19 protein-coding genes and 1 tRNA gene are annotated in these 20,055 nt (G+C 71.7%); 11 read left to right on the forward strand and 9 right to left on the reverse strand.

Annotated features, from left to right (window positions below; all coding sequences use genetic code 11):
* The first annotated feature begins 28 nt into the window (after positions 1 to 28).
* The 5 genes from ispD to ACH4S8_RS21055 all read left to right on the forward strand — a co-directional run bounded on the left by ispD (position 29) and on the right by ACH4S8_RS21055 (position 5,944).
* Positions 29 to 781, forward strand: a complete 753-nt coding sequence (gene ispD, locus ACH4S8_RS21035) for a 2-C-methyl-D-erythritol 4-phosphate cytidylyltransferase (protein WP_398396124.1) — start codon at positions 29 to 31, stop codon at positions 779 to 781.
* Positions 771 to 1,337 carry a 2-C-methyl-D-erythritol 2,4-cyclodiphosphate synthase gene (ispF, locus tag ACH4S8_RS21040; protein WP_398396126.1) on the forward strand — a complete coding sequence of 189 codons (567 nt, stop codon included), beginning with the start codon at positions 771 to 773 and terminating at the stop codon, positions 1,335 to 1,337. The genes ispD and ispF overlap by 11 nt, the downstream gene beginning before the upstream one ends.
* A gap of 300 nt (positions 1,338 to 1,637) precedes the next feature.
* Positions 1,638 to 3,038: a cysteine--tRNA ligase gene (cysS, locus tag ACH4S8_RS21045; protein WP_398396128.1), complete on the forward strand. Its 1,401-nt coding sequence runs from the start codon at positions 1,638 to 1,640 to the stop codon at positions 3,036 to 3,038.
* 119 nt (positions 3,039 to 3,157) lie between these two features.
* Positions 3,158 to 4,099: a 23S rRNA (guanosine(2251)-2'-O)-methyltransferase RlmB gene (gene rlmB, locus ACH4S8_RS21050; protein ID WP_398396130.1), complete on the forward strand. Its 942-nt coding sequence runs from the start codon at positions 3,158 to 3,160 to the stop codon at positions 4,097 to 4,099.
* A gap of 123 nt (positions 4,100 to 4,222) precedes the next feature.
* Complete coding sequence (locus ACH4S8_RS21055) at positions 4,223 to 5,944, forward strand: DoxX family protein (protein ID WP_398396689.1); 1,722 nt, start codon at positions 4,223 to 4,225, stop codon at positions 5,942 to 5,944.
* Positions 5,945 to 6,126: 182 nt separating this feature from the next.
* Here ACH4S8_RS21055 and ACH4S8_RS21060 read toward each other — a convergent pair whose 3' ends face one another.
* The 3 genes from ACH4S8_RS21060 to ACH4S8_RS21070 form a co-directional block, all read right to left on the reverse strand.
* Complete coding sequence (locus ACH4S8_RS21060; RefSeq protein WP_398396132.1) at positions 6,127 to 6,858, reverse strand: NDP-sugar synthase; 732 nt, start codon at positions 6,856 to 6,858, stop codon at positions 6,127 to 6,129.
* Positions 6,859 to 6,947: 89 nt separating this feature from the next.
* Positions 6,948 to 7,397, reverse strand: a complete 450-nt coding sequence (locus tag ACH4S8_RS21065; protein ID WP_398396134.1) for a hypothetical protein — start codon at positions 7,395 to 7,397, stop codon at positions 6,948 to 6,950.
* 255 nt (positions 7,398 to 7,652) lie between these two features.
* A complete protein-coding gene (locus ACH4S8_RS21070) occupies positions 7,653 to 8,789 on the reverse strand; it encodes a sn-glycerol-3-phosphate ABC transporter ATP-binding protein UgpC (protein ID WP_339130151.1) in 1,137 nt (378 codons plus the stop codon).
* Positions 8,790 to 9,027: 238 nt separating this feature from the next.
* Here ACH4S8_RS21070 and ACH4S8_RS21075 point away from each other — a divergent pair.
* A tRNA-Thr gene (locus ACH4S8_RS21075) sits at positions 9,028 to 9,101 on the forward strand.
* A gap of 110 nt (positions 9,102 to 9,211) precedes the next feature.
* Here the strand turns inward: ACH4S8_RS21075 and ACH4S8_RS21080 are convergent.
* Positions 9,212 to 9,586, reverse strand: coding sequence for a hypothetical protein (locus ACH4S8_RS21080; RefSeq protein WP_398396137.1), 375 nt, complete (start codon positions 9,584 to 9,586; stop codon positions 9,212 to 9,214).
* A 522-nt stretch (positions 9,587 to 10,108) separates the two neighbouring features.
* Positions 10,109 to 10,588: a GNAT family N-acetyltransferase gene (locus ACH4S8_RS21085; RefSeq protein WP_398396139.1), complete on the reverse strand. Its 480-nt coding sequence runs from the start codon at positions 10,586 to 10,588 to the stop codon at positions 10,109 to 10,111.
* Positions 10,589 to 10,738: 150 nt separating this feature from the next.
* On the opposite strand from ACH4S8_RS21085, the gene ACH4S8_RS21090 reads away from it, so the two are divergent.
* Both ACH4S8_RS21090 and ACH4S8_RS21095 read left to right on the forward strand, forming a co-directional pair.
* Positions 10,739 to 11,392: a rhomboid-like protein gene (locus tag ACH4S8_RS21090; protein WP_398396691.1), complete on the forward strand. Its 654-nt coding sequence runs from the start codon at positions 10,739 to 10,741 to the stop codon at positions 11,390 to 11,392.
* Between the two features lie 9 nt (positions 11,393 to 11,401).
* The gene (locus ACH4S8_RS21095) at positions 11,402 to 12,808 is read left to right on the forward strand and encodes an NAD(P)/FAD-dependent oxidoreductase (protein WP_398396141.1); all 1,407 of its coding nucleotides are present in this window, start codon (positions 11,402 to 11,404) and stop codon (positions 12,806 to 12,808) included.
* A 55-nt stretch (positions 12,809 to 12,863) separates the two neighbouring features.
* Here the strand turns inward: ACH4S8_RS21095 and ACH4S8_RS21100 are convergent, their stop codons facing one another.
* Together ACH4S8_RS21100 and ACH4S8_RS21105 are read right to left on the reverse strand one after the other, a co-directional pair.
* Positions 12,864 to 14,363, reverse strand: coding sequence for an MFS transporter (locus tag ACH4S8_RS21100; RefSeq protein WP_398396143.1), 1,500 nt, complete (start codon positions 14,361 to 14,363; stop codon positions 12,864 to 12,866).
* 80 nt (positions 14,364 to 14,443) lie between these two features.
* A complete protein-coding gene (locus ACH4S8_RS21105; protein WP_398396145.1) occupies positions 14,444 to 15,424 on the reverse strand; it encodes a zinc-binding dehydrogenase in 981 nt (326 codons plus the stop codon).
* A gap of 356 nt (positions 15,425 to 15,780) precedes the next feature.
* Here ACH4S8_RS21105 and ACH4S8_RS21110 point away from each other — a divergent pair, with 356 nt between their 5' ends.
* Positions 15,781 to 16,488 (forward strand): pentapeptide repeat-containing protein, encoded by a 708-nt coding sequence (locus ACH4S8_RS21110; RefSeq protein ID WP_398396147.1) that lies wholly within the window; start codon positions 15,781 to 15,783, stop codon positions 16,486 to 16,488.
* A gap of 72 nt (positions 16,489 to 16,560) precedes the next feature.
* Here the strand turns inward: ACH4S8_RS21110 and ACH4S8_RS21115 are convergent, their stop codons facing one another.
* Positions 16,561 to 17,061, reverse strand: coding sequence for a hypothetical protein (locus tag ACH4S8_RS21115; RefSeq protein ID WP_398396149.1), 501 nt, complete (start codon positions 17,059 to 17,061; stop codon positions 16,561 to 16,563).
* Positions 17,062 to 17,321: 260 nt separating this feature from the next.
* On the opposite strand from ACH4S8_RS21115, the gene ACH4S8_RS21120 reads away from it, so the two are divergent.
* Positions 17,322 to 18,731, forward strand: a complete 1,410-nt coding sequence (locus ACH4S8_RS21120; protein ID WP_398396151.1) for a M1 family metallopeptidase — start codon at positions 17,322 to 17,324, stop codon at positions 18,729 to 18,731.
* A 72-nt stretch (positions 18,732 to 18,803) separates the two neighbouring features.
* Here the strand turns inward: ACH4S8_RS21120 and ACH4S8_RS21125 are convergent, their stop codons facing one another.
* Positions 18,804 to 19,379 carry a TerD family protein gene (locus tag ACH4S8_RS21125; protein ID WP_339130105.1) on the reverse strand — a complete coding sequence of 192 codons (576 nt, stop codon included), beginning with the start codon at positions 19,377 to 19,379 and terminating at the stop codon, positions 18,804 to 18,806.
* A gap of 193 nt (positions 19,380 to 19,572) precedes the next feature.
* On the opposite strand from ACH4S8_RS21125, the gene arfB reads away from it, so the two are divergent.
* Positions 19,573 to 20,001 (forward strand): alternative ribosome rescue aminoacyl-tRNA hydrolase ArfB, encoded by a 429-nt coding sequence (gene arfB, locus ACH4S8_RS21130; protein ID WP_398396154.1) that lies wholly within the window; start codon positions 19,573 to 19,575, stop codon positions 19,999 to 20,001.
* The last annotated feature ends 54 nt before the right edge of the window (positions 20,002 to 20,055 follow it).

Raw genomic sequence — 20,055 nt, forward strand, 5'->3', positions numbered from 1 at the left:
GTCGAGCACACAAACCTGACAGGAACCGATGTCTGACGTTTCGCTCCCTTCGCCGCCGGAGGCCCGCACCGCCGCCGTGATCCCGGCCGCCGGACGAGGTGTGCGCCTCGGTCCGGGCGCCCCCAAGGCGCTCCGCGCGCTGAACGGCACGCCCATGCTCATCCACGCGGTCCGCGCGATGGCCGCCTCCCGGGCCGTCTCCCTGGTCGTCGTCGTGGCTCCGCCGGACGGCACCGCCGAGGTCAAGACGCTGCTCGACGCGCACGCGCTGCCCGAGCGCACCGACTTCGTCGTCGTCCCGGGCGGTGACAGCCGCCAGGAGTCCGTGAAGTACGGCCTCGACGCGCTGCCCCCCGGCTTCGACATCGTCCTGGTCCACGACGCGGCCCGGCCGCTCGTGCCCGTCGACACCGTGGACGCCGTCATCGAGGCCGTCCGGGACGGCGCACCCGCCGTCGTGCCGGCGGTGCCGCTCGCCGACACCGTCAAGGAGGTCGAGCCCGCGGCCGTCGCCGGGGAGAGCGAGCCGGTCGTGGCCACGCCCGAGCGGGCACGACTGCGTGCGGTGCAGACGCCCCAGGGATTCGACCGCGCGACGCTGCTGCGGGCCCACGAGACCGTGACCGAGGACGTGACCGACGACGCGAGCATGGTCGAGCGGCTGGGCGTGCAGGTCGTGGTCGTGCCGGGCCACGAGGAGGCGTTCAAGGTGACACGCCCGCTGGACCTGGTGCTGGCGGAGGCGGTTCTCGCACGGCGGAGGCTCAACGATGGGTTCTGAGACACCGGAGCGGGCGGCCGGACAGGGACGGGCGCCGGGGCAGGCGCAGGCGCAGGCGCAGGGTCCGGTCCAGGGCCTGGTGCTCCCGCTGGTCGGGATCGGCACCGACATCCACGCCTTCGAGGAAGGCCGGGAGCTGTGGTGCGCCGGCCTGAAGTGGGAGGGCGAGGGGCCCGGACTCGCGGGGCACTCCGACGCCGACGTCGTCGCGCACGCCGCGTGCAACGCGCTCTTCTCGGCGGCGGGCCTCGGTGACCTCGGGGCGCACTTCGGCACCGGGCGCCCGGAGTGGTCCGGGGCGCCGGGGGTCGTGCTGCTGACGGAGGCGGCGCGGATCGTGCGTGAGGCCGGTTTCGTCGTCGGCAATGTCGCGGTCCAGGTCGTCGGGCCCCGCCCGAAGATCGGCAAGCGGCGGGACGAGGCCCAGAAGATCCTGTCGGACGCGGTGGGCGCGCCGGTGTCGGTGTCGGGCGCCACGACGGACGGACTCGGGTTCCCGGGCCGTGACGAGGGGCTGATGGCGGTCGCCACGGCACTGGTCGTCCGGGCGGGCTGAGCGAACCGGCGGGCCCGCACCGCCGTTCGGGCCCGCCGGGAGCCGCTCGCGCGCCGGCCGGCACGGCTTCCGAGCCGTCGAGCGCGTCGTTCGTGCCGGCCGGGGCCGCCTTCGAGCCGCCGGGAGTGTCTTTCGGGGCGGCCGGAACCGCCATCCGGGTCATCCGGGTGCTTCGGGGTTGCCGGGGAAGTCCCCCGATGCTCCCTCGCACATCCCCCGACTCCCCCGTATGTCACGAATACATGGCCTTGCCGGGGGAAGGGGCGTGGGGCACTGCCCTGCGCCCACTACCCTGGAGTGGTGACTATTCGCCTGTACGACACCAGCGCCCGGCAGATCCGTGACTTCGCCCCGCTCGTGCCGGGTTGTGTCTCGATCTACCTGTGTGGCGCGACCGTGCAGGCCGCACCGCACATCGGGCACATCCGCTCGGGCCTCAACTTCGACATCATGCGCCGCTGGTTCGCGTACCGCGGCTACGACGTGACGTTCGTCAGGAACGTCACGGACATCGACGACAAGATCATCGCCAAGTCGGCCACCGAGGGCCGTCCCTGGTGGTCCATCGGCTACGAGAACGAGCGTGCCTTCAACGACGGTTACGACGCGCTCGGCTGCCTGCCGCCCACGTACGAGCCCCGGGCCACCGGTCATGTCCCCGAGATGATCGAGATGATGCGCGGGCTCATCGAGCGCGGCCACGCGTACGCGGCCGACGGGAACGTCTACTTCGACGTGCGGTCGTTCGAGGGCTATCTCCAGCTCTCCAACCAGGAGCTCGACAACCTGCTCCAGCCGTCCGGCGAGGGCGAGACCGGCAAGCGCGACCCGCGTGACTTCGCCATGTGGAAGGCCGTGAAGCCGGGCGAGCCGAGCTGGGAGACGCCCTGGGGCCGCGGCCGTCCGGGCTGGCACCTGGAGTGCTCGGCCATGGCCCACAAGTACCTGGGCACCGCCTTCGACGTCCACGGCGGCGGGATCGACCTGATCTTCCCGCACCACGAGAACGAGATCGCCCAGGCCAAGGCGTTCGGGGACGAGTTCGCGAAGTACTGGGTGCACAACGCCTGGGTCACGCTCAAGGGCGACAAGATGTCCAAGTCCCTCGGGAACTCGGTCCTCGTCTCGACGATGATCAAGGAGTGGCGCCCCATCGTGCTGCGCTACTACCTCGGCACCCCGCACTACCGCTCCATGATCGAGTACAGCAAGGAGGCCCTGCGCGACGCCGAGTCGGCGTTCGCGCGCATCGAGGGCTTCGTGCAGCGGGTGGTCGAGAAGGCGGGGGGCGTCGTCGAGCCCGCCGCCGAGGTGCCGCCCGCGTTCGCCGAGGCGATGGACGACGACCTGGGCGTCCCCCAGGCGCTGGCCATCGTGCACACGACGGTCCGCCAGGGGAACTCCGCCCTGGCCGCCGACGACAAGGAAGCCGCCGTGGCGCGCCTCGCCGAGGTGCGGGCCATGCTCGGCGTCCTCGGACTCGACCCGCTCGACCCGCAGTGGGCCGAGGACGGCGACCGCGGCGACGATCTGCACGGTGTCGTCGACACCCTCGTCCACATGGTCCTCGACCAGCGCGAGGCCGCCCGCGCCCGCAAGGACTGGGCCGCCGCGGACGCCATCCGCGACCAGCTCAACCAGTCCGGCCTGGTCGTCGAGGACGGCCCGCAGGGGCCGCGCTGGACGCTCGGACCGCGCTGAGCGCCCGCTCCGGCGGGCCCGGCCGACCCCGGTCGGCCTTGATCGATTGTGCCGCCCGGACCTCCGGGCGGCACACTTCATATACGTACGCACGCACGTCTCACACAGACAGGTAGGTCATGGCTGCTAACAACCGCCGCATGTCCGGCAAGAAGGGCGCGCAGGTCGGCAGTGGCGGCCAGCGGCGCCGGGGCCTGGAGGGCAAGGGCCCGACCCCGCCCGCCGAGATGCGCAAGGGCCACAAGAAGAACCGCATCGCGGGCGCCAAGGCGAAGCAGGCCGTCCGCCGCCCCGCGCCCCGCGGCCGTGGCGGCAAGGGCACGTCCGAGATGGTCGTCGGCCGCAACCCCGTCGTCGAGGCGCTGCGCGAGGGCGTCCCCGCGACGACGCTGTACGTCCAGCAGTTCATCGACAACGACGAGCGGGTCCGCGAGGCGCTCCAGCTCGTCGCCGAGCGCGGCGGCATCCACCTGATGGAGGCCCCGCGTCCCGAGCTGGACCGCATGACCAACGGGCTCAACCACCAGGGCCTCGTCCTCCAGGTCCCGCCGTACGAGTACGCGCACCCCGAGGACCTCGCCGCCGCCGCGTACGACGAGGGCCAGGACCCGCTGATCGTCGCCCTCGACGGCGTGACCGACCCGCGCAACCTCGGCGCGGTCGTCCGTTCGGCCTCCGCCTTCGGCGGCCACGGCGTCGTCGTGCCCGAGCGGCGCGCGGCCGGCATGACCGCCGGTGCCTGGAAGACGTCGGCCGGTGCCGCCGCCCGTACGCCCGTCGCGCGCGCCGCCAACCTGACGCGCGCCCTGGAGGCGTACAAGAAGGCCGGTCTCGTGGTGGTCGGTCTGGCCGCCGACGGTGAGACCGAGGTCGGTGAACTGGAGGCCCTGGGCGGCCCCGTCGTCATCGTCGTCGGCAGTGAGGGCAAGGGCCTGTCCCGACTCGTCGGCGAGACCTGCGACTTCCGGGTGCGGATCCCGATGCCCGGTGGCGCGGAGTCGCTGAACGCCGGTGTGGCGGCGGGAGTTGTGCTGTACGAGGCCGCGCGCCGCCGCGCCTGAACGGACGTGCGGGCGGTCACCCTCGTGGTGTGATCGGGCTGTTCGGGACGATCTTGACGCGGTCCGGACAGTTCGGCGTGGTCAAAGCAGTGTCCTAACCACACGTCACTCGGTTAGATGAGTGTGGACACCAGAACACCCCGCACACCCACGGGGGACCGCTCGTCGGGATTCGACGACGTTCCCGCGCTGAGCATGGTGAAGGTGCCGAGCGATCCGGCGCAGGTCATCGTCAACCATGCGAGCTTCCGCGTCCAGTTGGCGGGTGCGTCACGGGGCCCGTCCCCGCGCATCGCGCGGCACTCGGGCTCTCCCGGCACCGGCGCGCCGGGCCGAGCGGGCGGGGCCGGTCCGGCCGGCGGGGCTCGCCGCCGTGCGCCCGTCGTCTGGAGCGGGAAGTCCGCGCCGGACGACACCGGCGCCCACCGCCTGCTCCAGGCCGTACGGAGCGCGGGCGTGCCCCACGGCTCCACCGGGCCCACGCCCGACGCCGGTTCGACCCAGGTCATCCCGCGGATCGGCGCACAGGGCGGCTACGCGGGCGACCTGACCGTCGACACGGTCGAGACGCCCCTCGTCGGCAGCCGGCGCACCCCCCTCGGCGACGAGCAGCGGCTGCTGCCCCGGATGCGCGGCGTGGGCAGTGCCTACGACGAACCGCGGTACGGCCGGTCGTCGTACGGCGAGCCGCCCTACGGCGAACACGCTTACCCGGACGCCGACTTCGGGGACGACGACGGCTACGAGGACGACCGCCTCGACACGGCGGAGGGCGCCGCCCCCGCCCGGCGGCGCGGCTCGGACTCGGTCCGGCACGCCTATCACCCCGGTCGCCGCATGAACCTCGGCGTCGTGCTGCTTCCGCTGCGCGTCTTCCTCGGCTTCATCTCCGCCTACGCCGGCATGGGCAAGCTCTGCGACCCGGTCTACTTCGACGGCGGCAAGCGCGGCTCCATGGTGAAGTGGCTCAACACACTGCACCCGTGGGAAGTCGCCGAGCCGCTGCGGCAGTTCGCGCTCCAGCACCCCGTCGGCTCCGGACTCGTCATCGCCTTCTTCCAGGTCATCGTCGGCGTTCTGACCGTGCTCGGGCTGTGGCAGCGGGTGGCGGCCGTCGTCGGCGCGATGCTGTCGGCGGCGCTCATCGTCACCGTCAGCTGGAAGACGGTGCCCGTGTACGACGCGCCCGACATCATCTACCTCGCCGCCTGGTCCCCGCTGATCATCGCGGGTGCCCCGGTCTACTCCGCCGACGGACGGCTCTCCAGCGAGGCCTGGCGGACGCTCGGTCCGCGCGCCGACATCTGGGACCTGCGCTCTCGCGTGCTGCGGCGCGGCGCGCTGCTGGCGGCCGTCGTCGTGGGTCTGACCCTGCTCGTCGGTTCGCTCCTCGGCGGTGCGGTCCGCGACTCCAGCCGGATCGTCGTCCCCGGTCCCGGCGAGGCCCCGCGCAACGAACTGCCCGGCTCCCCGCTTCCGCGGACGCCCGGTGAGCGGCACCGGAAGGCCACCCCCTCGTCCTCCGTCCCGCCCACCCACAGCAGTTCCGCGACCCCGTCGCAGCCGGCGGACACACCGGGCGCGACGCAGGAGACCGACCCGTCCGGCAGCGGGCAGCAGCCCAGCCAGACCCAGGGCGGCGGCCAGGCCCCGCCCCAGCAGTCCTCGCCGGTCGGCCGGACCCCGAGCACCGGCGCGGGTCCCTCCAGCAGCGGCGGTACGGCGACGGGCGGCAGCGGCGGCGGCGCCGCGGGAACCGGCGGTACGGGCACCGGGAGCGGCACCTCGACCGGCGGGAGTTCGTCCACCGGCCAGCCGGGCCTGGTGGGCGGCCTGCTGGGCTGAGGTCCACCGCCGTCCCGGGCGGGCACGACGACGGAAGGGCCCCGCACACCGTGTGCGGGGCCCTTCCGTCGTGCCGTGTGCGCGGAGCCCTGCCCGCTCCTGGCGCCGGGGCGGCTTCCCTCGGCCTGTACGGGTCCTCGCAGGGCCGTGAAGGCGGTCTCCGGTGTCTTGGGCGGCCGTCTCTAGCGGCCCAGGGCCGCGAGTTCCTTCGCCGCCTCCGTGAGGTCCTTGGCCGTGTCGATGGCGCGCCAGTACGCGCCCTGCGGGATCGGGAAGCCGGACAGCCGGCGCTCGCGGGCCAGGCGCGGGAACGTGGTGCGCTCGTGGTCACCGCGCTCGGGGAGCATGTCGGTGAACTCGGGCGAGAAGACGTACACGCCCGCGTTGATCTCGAACGTGGACGGCGGGGCCTCGATGAAGTCCGTGATGTGACCGAAGCCGTCCGTCTTGACGGCGCCCCACGGGATGCGGGGGCGGGCCAGCGCGAGCGTGGCGACGGCGTCGCGCTCGGTGTGGAAGTCCGCCATGTCGCGCAGCGAGAAACGGGTCCAGATGTCACCGTTGGTCGCGTACCAGGGCAGGTCGGGGCGCGGCAGGTGCGCGGCGGCGTACTTGAGGCCGCCGCCGCGGCCGAGGGGCTCCGTCTCGACGACCGTCGTGACGGAGAGCGGGAGGTCGGCCGAGTCCAGCCACTTCTGCAGGACGTCGGCGAGATGACCGCAGGAGACGACGACGTCGGTCACGCCCTCTTCGGCGAGCCAGGTCAGCTGGTGGCCGATGATCGGTGTCCCGGTGCCGGGGATCTCGACCATCGGCTTGGGCCGGTCGTCGGTGTAGGGACGCAGCCGGGAGCCCTGGCCGCCGGCCAGGACGACGGCTTGAACGGGGCGCGACGCGGCGTTCGGATCGGTCATGTCCGAACTGTACGTGGCGCCCCGCACGCGGTTTCCCGCGGCAACGGTTCCTTAATGAGCTGTTACCGGGCGGACCGGAAGCGGTGATCTCAGAGATGGGTCGCTGCGACCCCCGAGGCGAACGCCGTGTCGCAGACCGGCCGGGCGAAGGACTGGGCGCGCGTCGGTCCGTACGCGCGGACCGCGGCGCGGCCCAGGGAGCGGGCGATGGAGACGCAGTGCTTCGCGAGCGACGGGCGGCCGTTCACCGCCTGCTGGAGGTGGGTGAGGGCCACGCCCGGGTTCTTCTCCTGTAGTTCCAGGAGCAGTTTGTCGCGCAGGACGTCCTGCGGGGCGCGGGAGACGGCTCGCGTCGAGACCTCCTCGGAGGACGCGGTGAGCACCGAGCTCGAGGGATTCCCCGACCAGTTGACTTGGGTGACCGCGAGAGTCCCGGAGAGCACCAGGACGACAGGCAGAACGAGGGCGAGGGTGCGGCCGATCTGGCGGGCGGGGCCACGGCCACGCCGGGTCCGCTGGTTAGTGGTGGAGTGCTTCACGCGAGTGAGGGTAGCGCGGGGTGATGATTTGGCGACATTTAGTCACCGGTTCGAGGGACGGGGAAACTGGCTTTTCTGGGTAGTGGGTTGACGCGCGGGGGTCGTGCGGGAGTTGCGCGGGGTCGAAATGCCCGGTCTGCCGGGGTATTTGTCGACAACGAAGAGGGCCCCGCGGCCGGCCGCGGGGCCCTCTTCGTCAACATGGGTGAATTCAACCCTTACGGGGTGTGCGCTTCCGCCCGGATGACGCGGACGTCAGTCGGACAGGCGCTCGCCCGTCGAGGTGGAGAACACGTGGATCTCGCCCGGGCGCGGGACGACGTGCAGCGTGGCGCCCTTGTCCGGGACGGAGCGGCCGCTGACGCGGACGACGAGGTCCTTGTGCTCGTCGCCGACCTTGGCGGAGCCGTAGACGTAGCCGTCGGCGCCGAGCTCCTCGACGACGTTCACGGAGACGGCCAGACCGGCCGGGGCGTCCTCGGTGTCCTTGGAGAGCGACTTGGCGGCCTCGCCGTTGTGCTCGACGACGTCGAAGTGCTCGGGGCGGACGCCGACGGTGACCGTGCGGTCGCCCTTGTCGGCGGCGGCCTTGAGGGCCTCGCGGTTGACCGGGACGACGCTGTTGCCGAACTTCACGCCGCCGTCGGTGATCGGGACCTCGACCAGGTTCATGGCCGGGGAGCCGATGAAGCCGGCGACGAAGAGGTTGGCCGGGCGGTCGTACATGTTGCGCGGCGAGTCGACCTGCTGGAGCAGCCCGTCCTTGAGCACGGCCACGCGGTCGCCCATGGTCATGGCCTCGACCTGGTCGTGGGTGACGTACACCGTGGTGATGCCGAGGCGGCGCTGCAGCGAGGCGATCTGCGTGCGGGTGGAGACGCGGAGCTTGGCGTCGAGGTTCGACAGCGGCTCGTCCATGAGGAAGACCTGGGGCTCGCGCACGATGGCGCGGCCCATGGCGACACGCTGGCGCTGACCGCCGGAGAGGGCCTTCGGCTTGCGGCCGAGGTACTCGGTGAGGTCGAGGATCTTCGCCGCGTCCTCGACCTTCTGGCGGATCTCGGCCTTGTTGACGCCGGCGATCTTGAGCGCGAAGCCCATGTTGTCGGCGACGGTCATGTGCGGGTACAGCGCGTAGTTCTGGAACACCATCGCGATGTCCCGGTCCTTGGGCGGCAGGTGCGTGACGTCGCGGTCGCCGATGCGGATCGCGCCGCCGTTGACGTCCTCGAGCCCCGCGAGCATGCGGAGCGAGGTGGACTTGCCGCAACCGGAGGGACCGACGAGGACGAGGAACTCGCCGTCCGCGATGTCGATCTCGAGAGCGTCGACGGCGGGCTTCTCGGAACCCGGGTAGATCCGGGTCGCCTTGTCGAACGAGACAGTGGCCATGGTGATGGGCCCCCTTCACCGGCAGGAACGTGCCGGACGATCCGTTGTAAAGGTGGTGATCCACTATGGAAACGCCCATAGTGGTGTAGTCCATGTGAGTGAACTGGGTCAGGACGCTACCTGGCGTTCATGTGTTCTGTCAGCACCCCGGGGCCGGTGAAGTTCGCGGAAACTCCCGGCGGGCCTCCGCTGTGACGCGGGTACACTGCACGGGCACGCACGCCCCGGCGCGCGGCAGGCCTCCTTAGCTCAGATGGCCAGAGCAACGCACTTGTAATGCGTAGGTCGTCGGTTCGAATCCGACAGGGGGCTCAGCGGAAAGCCCAGCTCGGACGGTGTCTGAGCTGGGCTTTTGTGTTCAGTCGCGTGACGGCGGCGATGCCGGAGGGGGCGGGTGCGGTCGGGGTGCGTCCGCCGTGGCGTCAGCAGGTCGCGCTGCTGGAGATCCTCACGCCGTCGATGACGATGCCGGGGCTCATCACGGTGGTCGTGTTCGGCCCGACGCAGAGCGTGCCCGCGTTGCTGCGCAGGTAGGCCACGTCGTCGTTGCGGGTGTTGAGGACGATGTAGGCGTCGCGGGACGTGACGTCCTGGAACCCGCTGGTGACGACCTGGAACTTGGCGGCGGGGTGACCGGCCGTGACGGCGGCCCGGTTCACGTAGAAGCAGACGTACGGGTACACGCAGCCGTGCTGGACCGGCTCCGCGTTCGCGGCCGGGGCGCCGGCCATGGACGCGGCCGCGACCGCACCGGCGACGACGGCGAGGTTCGCCGCTTTGCGGATGATGGAGTTCAACAGTCCCCCAGGGATTCGATTCGGTTCGGGCTCATCGGCGAGCGATGCTCGACCGAGGGGACAGCGCACGCCGTGCCGGGCACAGGTCAGGGTGTCGGAGGTGTTCGCCGTCTTCCGCGGCGACAAGTCCGCGCACGGTAGGTTCTCATGCGGTCGTACATGCGATCGACCGTCATGAGGCGTACTGCTGGGGATGATTGGAGCACCGCAGGTGAAGGGCGCCTTCTGCTGACGGGGCGTCGGTTCGCGGCCACGGCATCCGGCCCGGGGTGCGCGCCGCCGACCGGCCGGCCGGCGGATGGGCGAGACCGGATGGCTCGTGGCGCGCAGGTCGTCTGTTCGAATCCGGCAGGGGCTCCGGCGAAGGCCGGGCGCACGGCCCGTGACCCGGTCCTTTCGCTTCCCCGACCGGCTTTTGGTCCGCACCGTCTGCTCGTCCGGCTCGAGATGCCCCAAGGAGGGCGCACGGGGCGCGGTCACCAGCGAGTTCGGCGTCGAGGACCCGTACCGCGTCCGCGGGCCTCAGCCGCGTCCGCCGAGGGACTCCAGCGCCTCGTCCGTCAGCCGGTACACCGTCCACTCGTCCTGCGGGCGCGCACCGAGCGACTCGTAGAAGTCGATCGCCGGCCGGTTCCAGTTCAGGACGGACCACTCCAGACGCTGGTAACCGCGCTCGGCGCAGATCCGTGCCAGCTCCGTGAGCAGTGCCTTGCCGTGGCCGCCGCCGCGCGCCGAGGGGCGTACGTACAGGTCCTCCATGTAGATGCCGTGGACACCGCGCCAGGTCGAGAACGTCAGGAACCACAGGGTGAAGCCGACGGGCTCGCCCGTGGTGTCGTCCTGCGCGATGTGCGCGTACGCGGCGGGGTTCTCCCCGAACAGCGCCTCACGCAGCTGCTCCGGTGTCGCCCTCACCTCGTCCAAGGACTTCTCGTAATCGGCGAGTTCGCGTATGAGGGCGTGGATGACGGGGACGTCGTCGGGGGTCGCGGTGCGGATCATGTGCCGAGGCTAACGCCGCGGCCGTCCCCGCCCCGGTGCTTCTCGCGGCGCGGTCCGGCCGGCGCTTCGGCGGAATCCGGTCGCGACGCGGGCGGCTCGTCCGGAATGTCGATCACATACGGGACACTACCGGCATGGGTGAAGCAGGCCATGCGCGGTGAGCGGTTTTTCCACAGGGTGTGGATGTATGTGCGCGGAGCGCCGGGCACCTACATCTGGCTGACGATTCTCTTCATCACCACCGTGGCCCTGCACCACATGTCTCCGGATTTCGAAGAGGACTTCCTGCGGCAGCGCTCGACGAACATCCACGAGCTGTCGAACAACCCGGTGCGGGTGCTGTTCGCGAGCGCGATGTGGATCGACGGCGGGCACTGGATTCCGTACGCCGTCCTGTACACCGTCTTCCAGGCGCCGGCCGAGCACTGGCTGGGAACCGCCCGCTGGCTCGCCGTCAACGCGACCGCGCATGTCCTGTCGACGCTGGTCAGCGAGGGTGCGCTGCTCTGGGCGATCGAGCACGGCGTGGCACCGCACTCCGCGGTCGACACCCTGGACGTCGGGGTGAGCTACGCCCTGGCGGGAGTGGTCGGTGTGCTCACCTACCGGATCGCGACGCCCTGGCGCTATCTGTATCTGGTGGCCGTCCTGGCGGTGTACGGAATTCCCTTCGTCACCGCCCGCACGTTCACCGATCTCGGGCATTTCACCTCCGTTCTCCTCGGCCTGGGCTGTTATCCGTTGACCAGAGGGCGCGGAAAAGCGTGGAATCCGAAGGAGACAGCCGACACTCCCCGGAGTTAACGTCCCGCCATGAGCAGCTCGGCGAGCAAGGTCGTGAACGGTGGCATCTCCTTCTGGTACGCGGACGACGGCCTCCCCGCGCCCCGGGAGCCGCTGCCCGGCGACGCGAGTGCCGACGTGGTCGTGGTCGGCGGCGGCTACACGGGCCTGTGGACCGCGTACTACCTGAAGAAGGCGGCCCCCTCCCTGCGCGTCACCGTCCTGGAGCAGAAGTTCTGCGGCTACGGAGCCTCGGGGCGCAACGGCGGCTGGCTCTACAACGGCATCGCGGGCCGCGACCGGTACGCGGAGCTGCACGGCAAGGAGGCGGCCGTACGGCTCCAGCAGGCCATGAACGACACCGTGGACGAGGTCGTCCGGGTGGCCGCCGACGAGGGCATCGAGGCCGACATCCACCAGGGCGGCGTCCTGGAGGTGGCGTACACGCCCGCCCAGCTCGCGCGGCTCAAGGCCTTCCACGAGCACGAGCTGTCGTTCGGCGAGAAGGACCGCGAGCTGTACGGCGCGAAGGAGACCGCCGAACGGATCCGGGTCGCGGACGCGGTGGGCTCGACCTGGACCCCGCACGGGGCCCGGCTGCACCCGGTGAAACTGGTCAAGGGCCTCGCCGCCGCCGTCGAGGCGCTCGGCGTCACCGTCCACGAACAGACGCCGGTGACCGAGATCCGCCCCCGCCAGGCGGTGACCCCGTACGGCACCGTCCGCGCGCCCTACATCCTGCGCTGCACCGAGGGCTTCACCGCGAACCTCAAGGGCCAGAAGCGGACCTGGCTGCCGATGAACTCCTCCATGATCGCGACGGAGCCGCTGACGGACGCCCAGTGGGCGGAGATCGGCTGGGAGGGCCGCGAGACGCTCGGCGACATGGCGCACGCCTACATGTACGCCCAGCGCACCGCCGACGGCCGCATCGCGCTCGGCGGCCGCGGAGTCCCGTACCGCTTCGGCTCGCGGACCGACAACGACGGCCGCACCCAGCAGTCCACCGTCGACGCCCTGTACGAGATCCTCGTCCGCCTCTTCCCGTCGCTGACCGGCGTCCGGGTCTCCCACGCCTGGTCGGGCGTCCTCGGGGTCCCGCGCGACTGGTGCGCCACCGTCACCCTGGACCGCTCGACCGGTCTCGGCTGGGCCGGCGGCTATGTCGGCTCCGGCGTGGCCACCACCAACCTCGCCGCCCGCACCCTGCGCGACCTCGTCCGGCAGGACTCCGGCCAGGCGGGCGCGACCGGGCTGACCGAGCTGCCCTGGGTCGGCCACAAGGTCCGCAAGTGGGAACCGGAGCCCTTCCGCTGGATCGGCGTCCACGGCATGTACGCGACCTACCGCACGGCCGACCGCCGCGAACTGACCACCCACAGCCCGGACTCGTCCCGGCTGGCCCGGATCGCGGACCGGGTGGCGGGGCGCCACTGAACCGGAGCCGGGGGAGAGACGCCGCCGGCGGTCGCAGGGCCCGGTGGCCCGGCGGTCAGGCCACCGACTCCGGGACCGTCGCGTCCGACGGCGTGCGCCTGGGGGCCTTGGCCGTGACCATGAGTCCCGCGACCAGGCCGGCCAGCAGCAGGATGCCGGTGGCCCACCAGATGGCCACGGTGTAGCCGTGGACGACGCCCTCCTGGACGACCAGCGCCTTCTGGGCGGGATTGCGCAGATGGGCGGCGATGTACGCCGTGCTGGTGGTGGTGGCGATGGTGTTCAGCAGGGCCACCCCGATCGAACCGCCCACCTGCTGCGAGGTGTTGACCGTCGCGGACGTCACGCCCGCGTCCTGCGGGGCGACCCCGGCGGTCGCGGTGGCGAAGACCGGCATGAAGGTCAGGCCCATGCCGAGACCCATCAGGAGCAGACCCGGCAGCAGTTGGCCGGTGTAGTCGGAGTCGACGGTGAGCTGAGTGAAGATCACCATGCCGCCGGCGGCGAGGACCGTGCCCGGGACCATCAGCGTGCGCGGTGCCACACGGGGCAGCAGCCGCGCGGAGATCTGCGTCGAACCGATGATGATCGCGACGGTCAGCGGCAGGAACGCGAGACCGGTCTTCACCGGCGAGTACCCGAGGACGACCTGCAGGTAGTAGGTCATGAACAGGAACATGCCGAACAGGGCGACGACGGCGAGCCCCATCGTCAGGAAGCAGCCGGCGCGATTGCGGTCCTTGACGATGTGCAGCGGCAGCAGCGGGCTCGGTGCCCTGTTCTGCCACCACACGAACACGGCCAGCAGCGCGGCCCCGCCCAGGATGAGGCTCAGCACCAGCGGGTCCGACCAGCCGCGGGAGTCCGCCTCGCTGACCCCGTAGACGATCGCCACCAGTCCGCCGCAGCCCAGCACCGCGCCGGGCACGTCGAGCCGGACGTTCCTGTGGCCCGGCCGGTCGCGCAGCAGCCCGAACGCGCCGAAGACCGCGATGACCGCGATGGGGATGTTGACGTACAGGCACCAGCGCCAGTTCAGGTACTCCGTCAGCAGGCCGCCCACGATGAAGCCGATCGCCGCGCCCGAGCCGGCCAGCGCCCCGTAGATGCCGAAGGCCTTGCCGCGCTCCTTCGGATCGGTGAAGGTCGTGGTCAGCAGGGACAGCGCCGAGGGCGCGAGCAGGGCGGCGAAGGTGCCCTGGAGGGCGCGGGCGCCGAACAGCATGCCGGACGTGGTGGCCGCGCCGCCGATCCCCGACGCGACGGCGAAGCCGATCAGGCCGATGACGAAGGTGCGTTTGCGCCCGACGAGGTCGGCGATGCGGCCCCCGAGCAGCAGCAGGCCGCCGAAGGCCAGCGTGTAGGCCGTGATGACCCACTGCCGGTTGCCGTCGGACATGCCGAGATCGTGCTGGGCGGACGGGAGCGCGATGTTCACGATCGTCGCGTCCAGCACGACCATCAGCTGGGCGAGCGCGATGACGACCAGTGCCCACCAGCGATGCGGGTCGGGACCCACGGGCGCCTCGGGTTCACCTGTCCGGGTGACACTCATTCGCTCAGAAGACCATGAAACGGAACGAGTCGCATCTTTGGGCGATTTCGCCCCCGGGGGCGCGTTCCGCCGGTTCGTGGTCATGGTTCCAGCACCACCTTTCCGATCGTGGCCCTGTTCTCCAGGTCCCGGTGCGCCGAGGCGGCCTCGGCGAGGGGGAAACGGGTCACGGCCGGGACGAGGCGACCGGCCGCCGCCTCGGACAGGGCCCGCAGCTCCAGGGTCCGCACGGGGTCGGGTCCGCCCGCCCTGCGCATCATCACGGGGCCGAGCACCTGCTCGGACACCCCGTCCACGAGGTACGGGGAACCGCCCCGCAGGCCCGCGCCCGACCAGCCGAAGACGAGGTGCCGGCCGCCGGGGCCGAGCAGCGCGACGGCCTCCCGGGCGACATCGCCGCCGACGCCGTCGAGCACGACGGTCGCCGCCCGGCCGCCGAGGTGCGCGCGTACCTTGTCCGGCCAGCCGGGATCGGTGTAGTCGACGGCCGGGTCGGCGCCGTTCGCGCGGGCCAGCGCCACCTTCTCCGGGCCGCCCGCCAGGCCCACCACGGTCGCGCCCGTGTGGCGCGCGTACTGCACGAGGAGCGTGCCGACACCGCCCGCGGCCGCGGGCACGACGACCACGGAGGAGGGGCCGAGCTCGGCGAACTGCACGATCCCCATGACCGTACGGCCCGTCCCGATCATCGCGACGGCCTGTGCGAAGTCGAGGTTCCCGGGGATGTCGTGGAGGCGCTCGACGTCCGTCACGGCCAGCTCGGCGTAGCCTCCGGGGGCGAAACCGAGGTGGGCGACGACGCGTCTGCCGAGCCAGAGCCCGGCGACGCCCTCACCGAGGGACTCGACGGTTCCGGCGACCTCGCGGCCGGGGACGGTCGGCAGGACGGGCCGGGGCGCCGGGCCGCCCGTCATGCCCTCGCGCAGGGCGGTGTCCAGGAGATGGACGCCCGCGGCGGCCACGGCGATGCGGACCTGTCCGGGCCCCGGCTCGGGGTCCTCGGTCCGCTCGTGGACAAGATTCCCGGCGGGACCGAAGGCGTGCAGACGGATCGCGTACATCGGGGACTCCTCAAGGTCGGTGAGTTCGGTGGGATCGGTGGGATCGACGAGGCGGAGACAGCGCCGGGGTCCCCGGGCCTCGGGCGGGCCGTGGGCCGCGTACGGTCCGTGGGCCCTGCGCACTCCGTGAGGCGTTCGGGGGCGTCGCGCACGGTCGGTGGAACATCCACTCTTCAACCTCAAGTTCGCTTGAGGTCAAGGTGCTCCCGGACGTGTGGGCCGGCGCCACGGCCGCCGTCGCGCAGACCTCGGAACGCCTTCCCGTACACAGGACGAGACGCGGGCCCGGAATGTGACATGCGGGGCGTTCTCGCAGGCGGGCGCCGGTTGTCGGTGGGGGCGGGCAGGATGGGGCCATGGCGAGGAGAGCGACGGGCGGGCACGGCGGGACGGGCGCGAAGGCGCCGGGGGCGGGACCGAAGGCGGCACGGCGGCCGGAGCTGCGGCTGCCCCCGCTGGAGCCGTACGACGGCGGGGAGCTGGAACCCGACGGCGACTATGACGGGCTGGAGTTCCGGGAGACGGACTTCGCCGGGCAGGACGGCGGGGGAGCCCGCTTCATGGACTGCGCGCTGACGGGCTGCGCGCTGGACGAGACCCGGCTGCACCACGCGCGCGTGCTGGACTCGGTCCTCACCGGCATCCGGGGCGTCGGCACCGATCTCGCCGAGGCGACCCTGCGCGATGTCGAGCTGGTCGACGCCCGTCTCGGCGGGGTGCAGCTGCACGGCTCCGTCCTGGAGCGGGTGGTCGTGCGCGGCGGGAAGATCGACTATCTGAATCTGCGCAAGGCGCGGCTCAAGGACGTCGTCTTCGAGGGCTGTGTCCTGGTCGAGCCGGACTTCGGGGGCGCCCGCCTGGAGCGGGTGGAGTTCGTGGACTGCGTCCTGAAGGGAGCGGACCTCACCGAGGCCACTCTCGTGGACGTGGACCTGCGCGCGGCGGCGGAGCTGGACATCGCGCGGGGCGTGGACCGGCTCGCGGGCGCGGTCATCAGTACGGCCCAGCTGCTCGACCTGGCGCCGGTGCTGGCGGCGGCGCTCGGGGTCAGGGTGGAGGGCTGAGACCTCCGGGCGGCTCCTGACGGCCCCGGCTCCCGACGGCCGGCACCCACGGACGCCGCGGACCGTCCGGGGCTAGGAGACGCGGGGGAAGCGGGCCTGGAGCGTCCAGATCGCCGGGTTCTCGGCGAGGTCCTCGTGCAGGTCGGTGAGGTCCGCGAGCAGGTCGTGCAGGAAGTCACGGGCCTCGCGGCGGAGCTCGGTGTGGGAGAAGGTCAGCGGCTCCTCGTCGCCCGGCATCCAGTCGGCCTCGATGTCCACCCAGCCGAAGCGGCGCTCGAAGAGCATGCGGTCGGTCGACTCGGTGAAGTCCAGCTCCGCCTGCTGGGGGCGGGAGGCCCGGCTGCCGAGCGGGTCGCGGTCGAGCTGCTCCACGATGTCGCACAGTGCCCACGCGAAGTCGAGCACCGGCACCCAGCCCCAGCCCGTGGACACCTCGTGGTCCGTCTTGGTGTCGGCGAGGTAGACGTCGCCGCAGAACAGGTCGTGCCGCAGGGCGTGGACGTCCGCGCGGCGGTAGTCGGTCTGCGGGGGGTCGGGGAAGCGGTTGGAGAGGGCGTAGCCGATGTCGAGCACGAGGTGATGGTGTCACGCCGGGGGGTGCCCGCTTCCCGGCCGGCCGCGGGAGGCGGTTCCCGGCCCTGCGGAGGGCACTGCGGAAGCGGCTTCCGGCCCTGCGGAGGGCACCACGGCGGCGGCTTCCGGCCGGACCCGTGGCACCGCGGCGGTGGTTTCCGGCCGTCCTCGTGGTGCCGGGACGGCGGTTTCCGGACGGACCGGGACCGCCGCGCTCCGCGAACGGGTGAGCGGGTGAGCGGCGGCCTAGGATCGCGGATGTGCCCCGATCTTCCGCCGCCGTCCCCTTTGCGCTGGCCCTCGCGCTGGTCGCCGGGCTCACCGCCTGCGGCGGGGACGACGTGCACGGAAAACCCGGCGCGGCCGGCGTCGGCGACCCGTACTTCCCGAAGATGGGCAACGGCGGGTACGACGTCACGCACTACGGACTCACCCTCTCCTACGACCCCGAGGACAAGCGGCTGACGGGGAAGGCCGAGATCACCGCGCGGGCCCTGCAGGACCTCAGCGCCTTCCACCTCGACCTGCTCGGGCTGCATGTCTCCGACGTCACCGTCGAGGGCCGCGACGCCGGTTGGAGCCGGGCGGGCCAGGAACTGACCGTGCGCCCGCACGACGACCTCGGCAAGGGGGAGACCTTCAGCGCGACGGTCCGCTACTCGGGCGTCCCCAGGACGATCACCGATGCGGACGGCTCCAAGGAGGGCTGGCTGCGCACGGCCGACGGCGCCCTGGGACTCGGGGAGCCCACGGGGTCGATGGCCTGGTTCCCCGGCGACCACCACCCCTTCGACAAGGCGTCGTACGACATCAGGATCACCGTCCCGAAGGGCCTCCAGGCGGTCTCCAACGGCGAACTGACGCGCGAGTCGACCAAGGACGGGCGCACGACGTACGCCTGGCACACCGCCGAACCCATGGCGAGCTATGTGGCGACGCTCGCGATCGGCCGGTACGACATCACCCGCTCGACGGCGAAGAACGGACTGCCGGTCTACGTGGCGGTGGACCCGACCCAGAAGCGGGCGAGCGAGAAGGTGCTGGGGCAGATCCCCGAGGTCGTGGACTGGGAGGAGTACAACTTCGGCCCGTACCCCTTCTCCTCCACCGGGGCGATCGTGGACCGCCCCGACGACGCGGGCTACGCCCTGGAGACCCAGACACGCCCCGTCTTCCCCGGCGCCACCGACACCAGGACCCTGGTCCACGAACTGGCCCACCAGTGGTTCGGCGACTCGGTCACCCCGAAGTCCTGGCGGGACATGTGGCTCAACGAGGGCTTCGCCACCTACGCGGAGTGGCTGTGGCAGGAGGACCACGGCGGCGACTCGGCCGAGAAGATCTTCGACTCCCTCTACAAGGGCGAGTACTACGAACCGGTCGACAGCAGCGAGGTCTGGGCCTTCCCGCCCGCCGACCCGCCCTCGGCCGCGCAGATCTCCGACCCGCCGGTCTACTACCGGGGGGCGATGGTCCTGCAGAAGATCCGCCAACTGGTCGGCGACGACACCTTCTACGACATCGTCCAGGGCTGGGCCGCCGCGCACCGCCACGCGAACGCGGACACGGCCGATTTCACGGCGTACGTCGAGAAGACCGCGCCGGACGAGGACTTCAGCGGGATCTGGAAGGACTGGCTGTACGGAAAGGGCAAGCCGGCCCACCCGTGAGCCGCGCACGAGAGGAGCCCCCGGCGAACCGGAGTCCGGGGGCTCTTCTCGTCATGCGTGTGCGCGGGACCGTCAGACGTTGACGCCGAAGTCCTGCGCGATGCCCACCAGGCCCGAGGCGTAACCCTGGCCGACCGCGCGGAACTTCCACTCCGCGCCGTTGCGGTAGAGCTCGCCGAAGACCATGGCGGTCTCGGTGGCCGCGTCCTCGGAGAGGTCGTAGCGGGCGATCTCGGTGCCGCCGGCCTGGTTCACGATGCGGATGTAGGCGTTGCGGACCTGGCCGAAGTTCTGCGAGCGGGTCTCCGCGTCGTAGATGGAGACCGGGAAGACGATCTTGTCGATGTCGGCGGGGAGGCCCGCCAGGTTGACGTTGATCGCCTCGTCGTCGCCGGCGCCCTCACCCGTGGTGTTGTCACCGGTGTGGACGATGGTGTTGTCCGGGGTCTGCTTGTTGTTGAAGAAGACGAAGTGGGCGTCCGAGTAGACCTTGCCCTGGGTGTTGACCGCGATGGCCGAGGCGTCGAGGTCGAAGTCGGTGCCCGTGGTGGTGCGGACATCCCAGCCGAGGCCCACGGTGACGGCGGTCAGGCCCGGAGCCTCCTTGGTGAGCGAGACGTTGCCACCCTTGGACAGGCTTACAGCCATTGTTGGGAGTCCCTTCCCTCGTGACGTACGGGCTTCGTACTGGGGACGAAGCTACCGTCACCCCTATGAACGCCAAGGGGGGTACCCGAGGTTCCGTCTGTCTTTACCATTTTTACCCGGACCCCCCGTCTTCGTCCTGACAGGCGCGGAAAAACGGGTGACGCGGACCGGCCGGGCAGGCGACCATGAACGCATGTCCGGTCCCTATGTCATCCGCGGCTCCGTCTCCCTGCCCGAGGCCGAGCTCATGTGGCGTTTCTCGCGCTCCGGCGGTCCGGGCGGGCAGCACGTGAACACCAGCGACTCGCAGGTCGAGCTCCGCTTCGACCTCGCGAACACCGAGGCGCTGCCGCCCGTGTGGAAGGAGCGCGCCCTCGCGAAGCTGGAGGGACGCCTCGTCGACGGGGTCGTCAGCGTGCGCTCCTCCGAGCACCGCTCCCAGTGGCGCAACCGCGAGACGGCGGCCGTGCGTCTCGCCTCCCTGCTCGCCGAGGCCACCGCGCCGCCGCCCAGGCCGCGCCGCGCCACCCGTATCCCCCGGGGCATCAACGAACGCCGGCTGCGCGAGAAGAAGGCCCGCTCCGAGACCAAGCGCGGACGCACGGGCCGCGACTGGGGCTGAGCGCCCCCTTTCGCCCGGCTGCCGGGCGGGCCCCGGCCCGCGGTCGCCCGCGGC

The sequence above is a fragment of the Streptomyces sp. NPDC021080 genome, assembly GCF_044333225.1.
GTDB lineage: Bacteria > Actinomycetota > Actinomycetes > Streptomycetales > Streptomycetaceae > Streptomyces.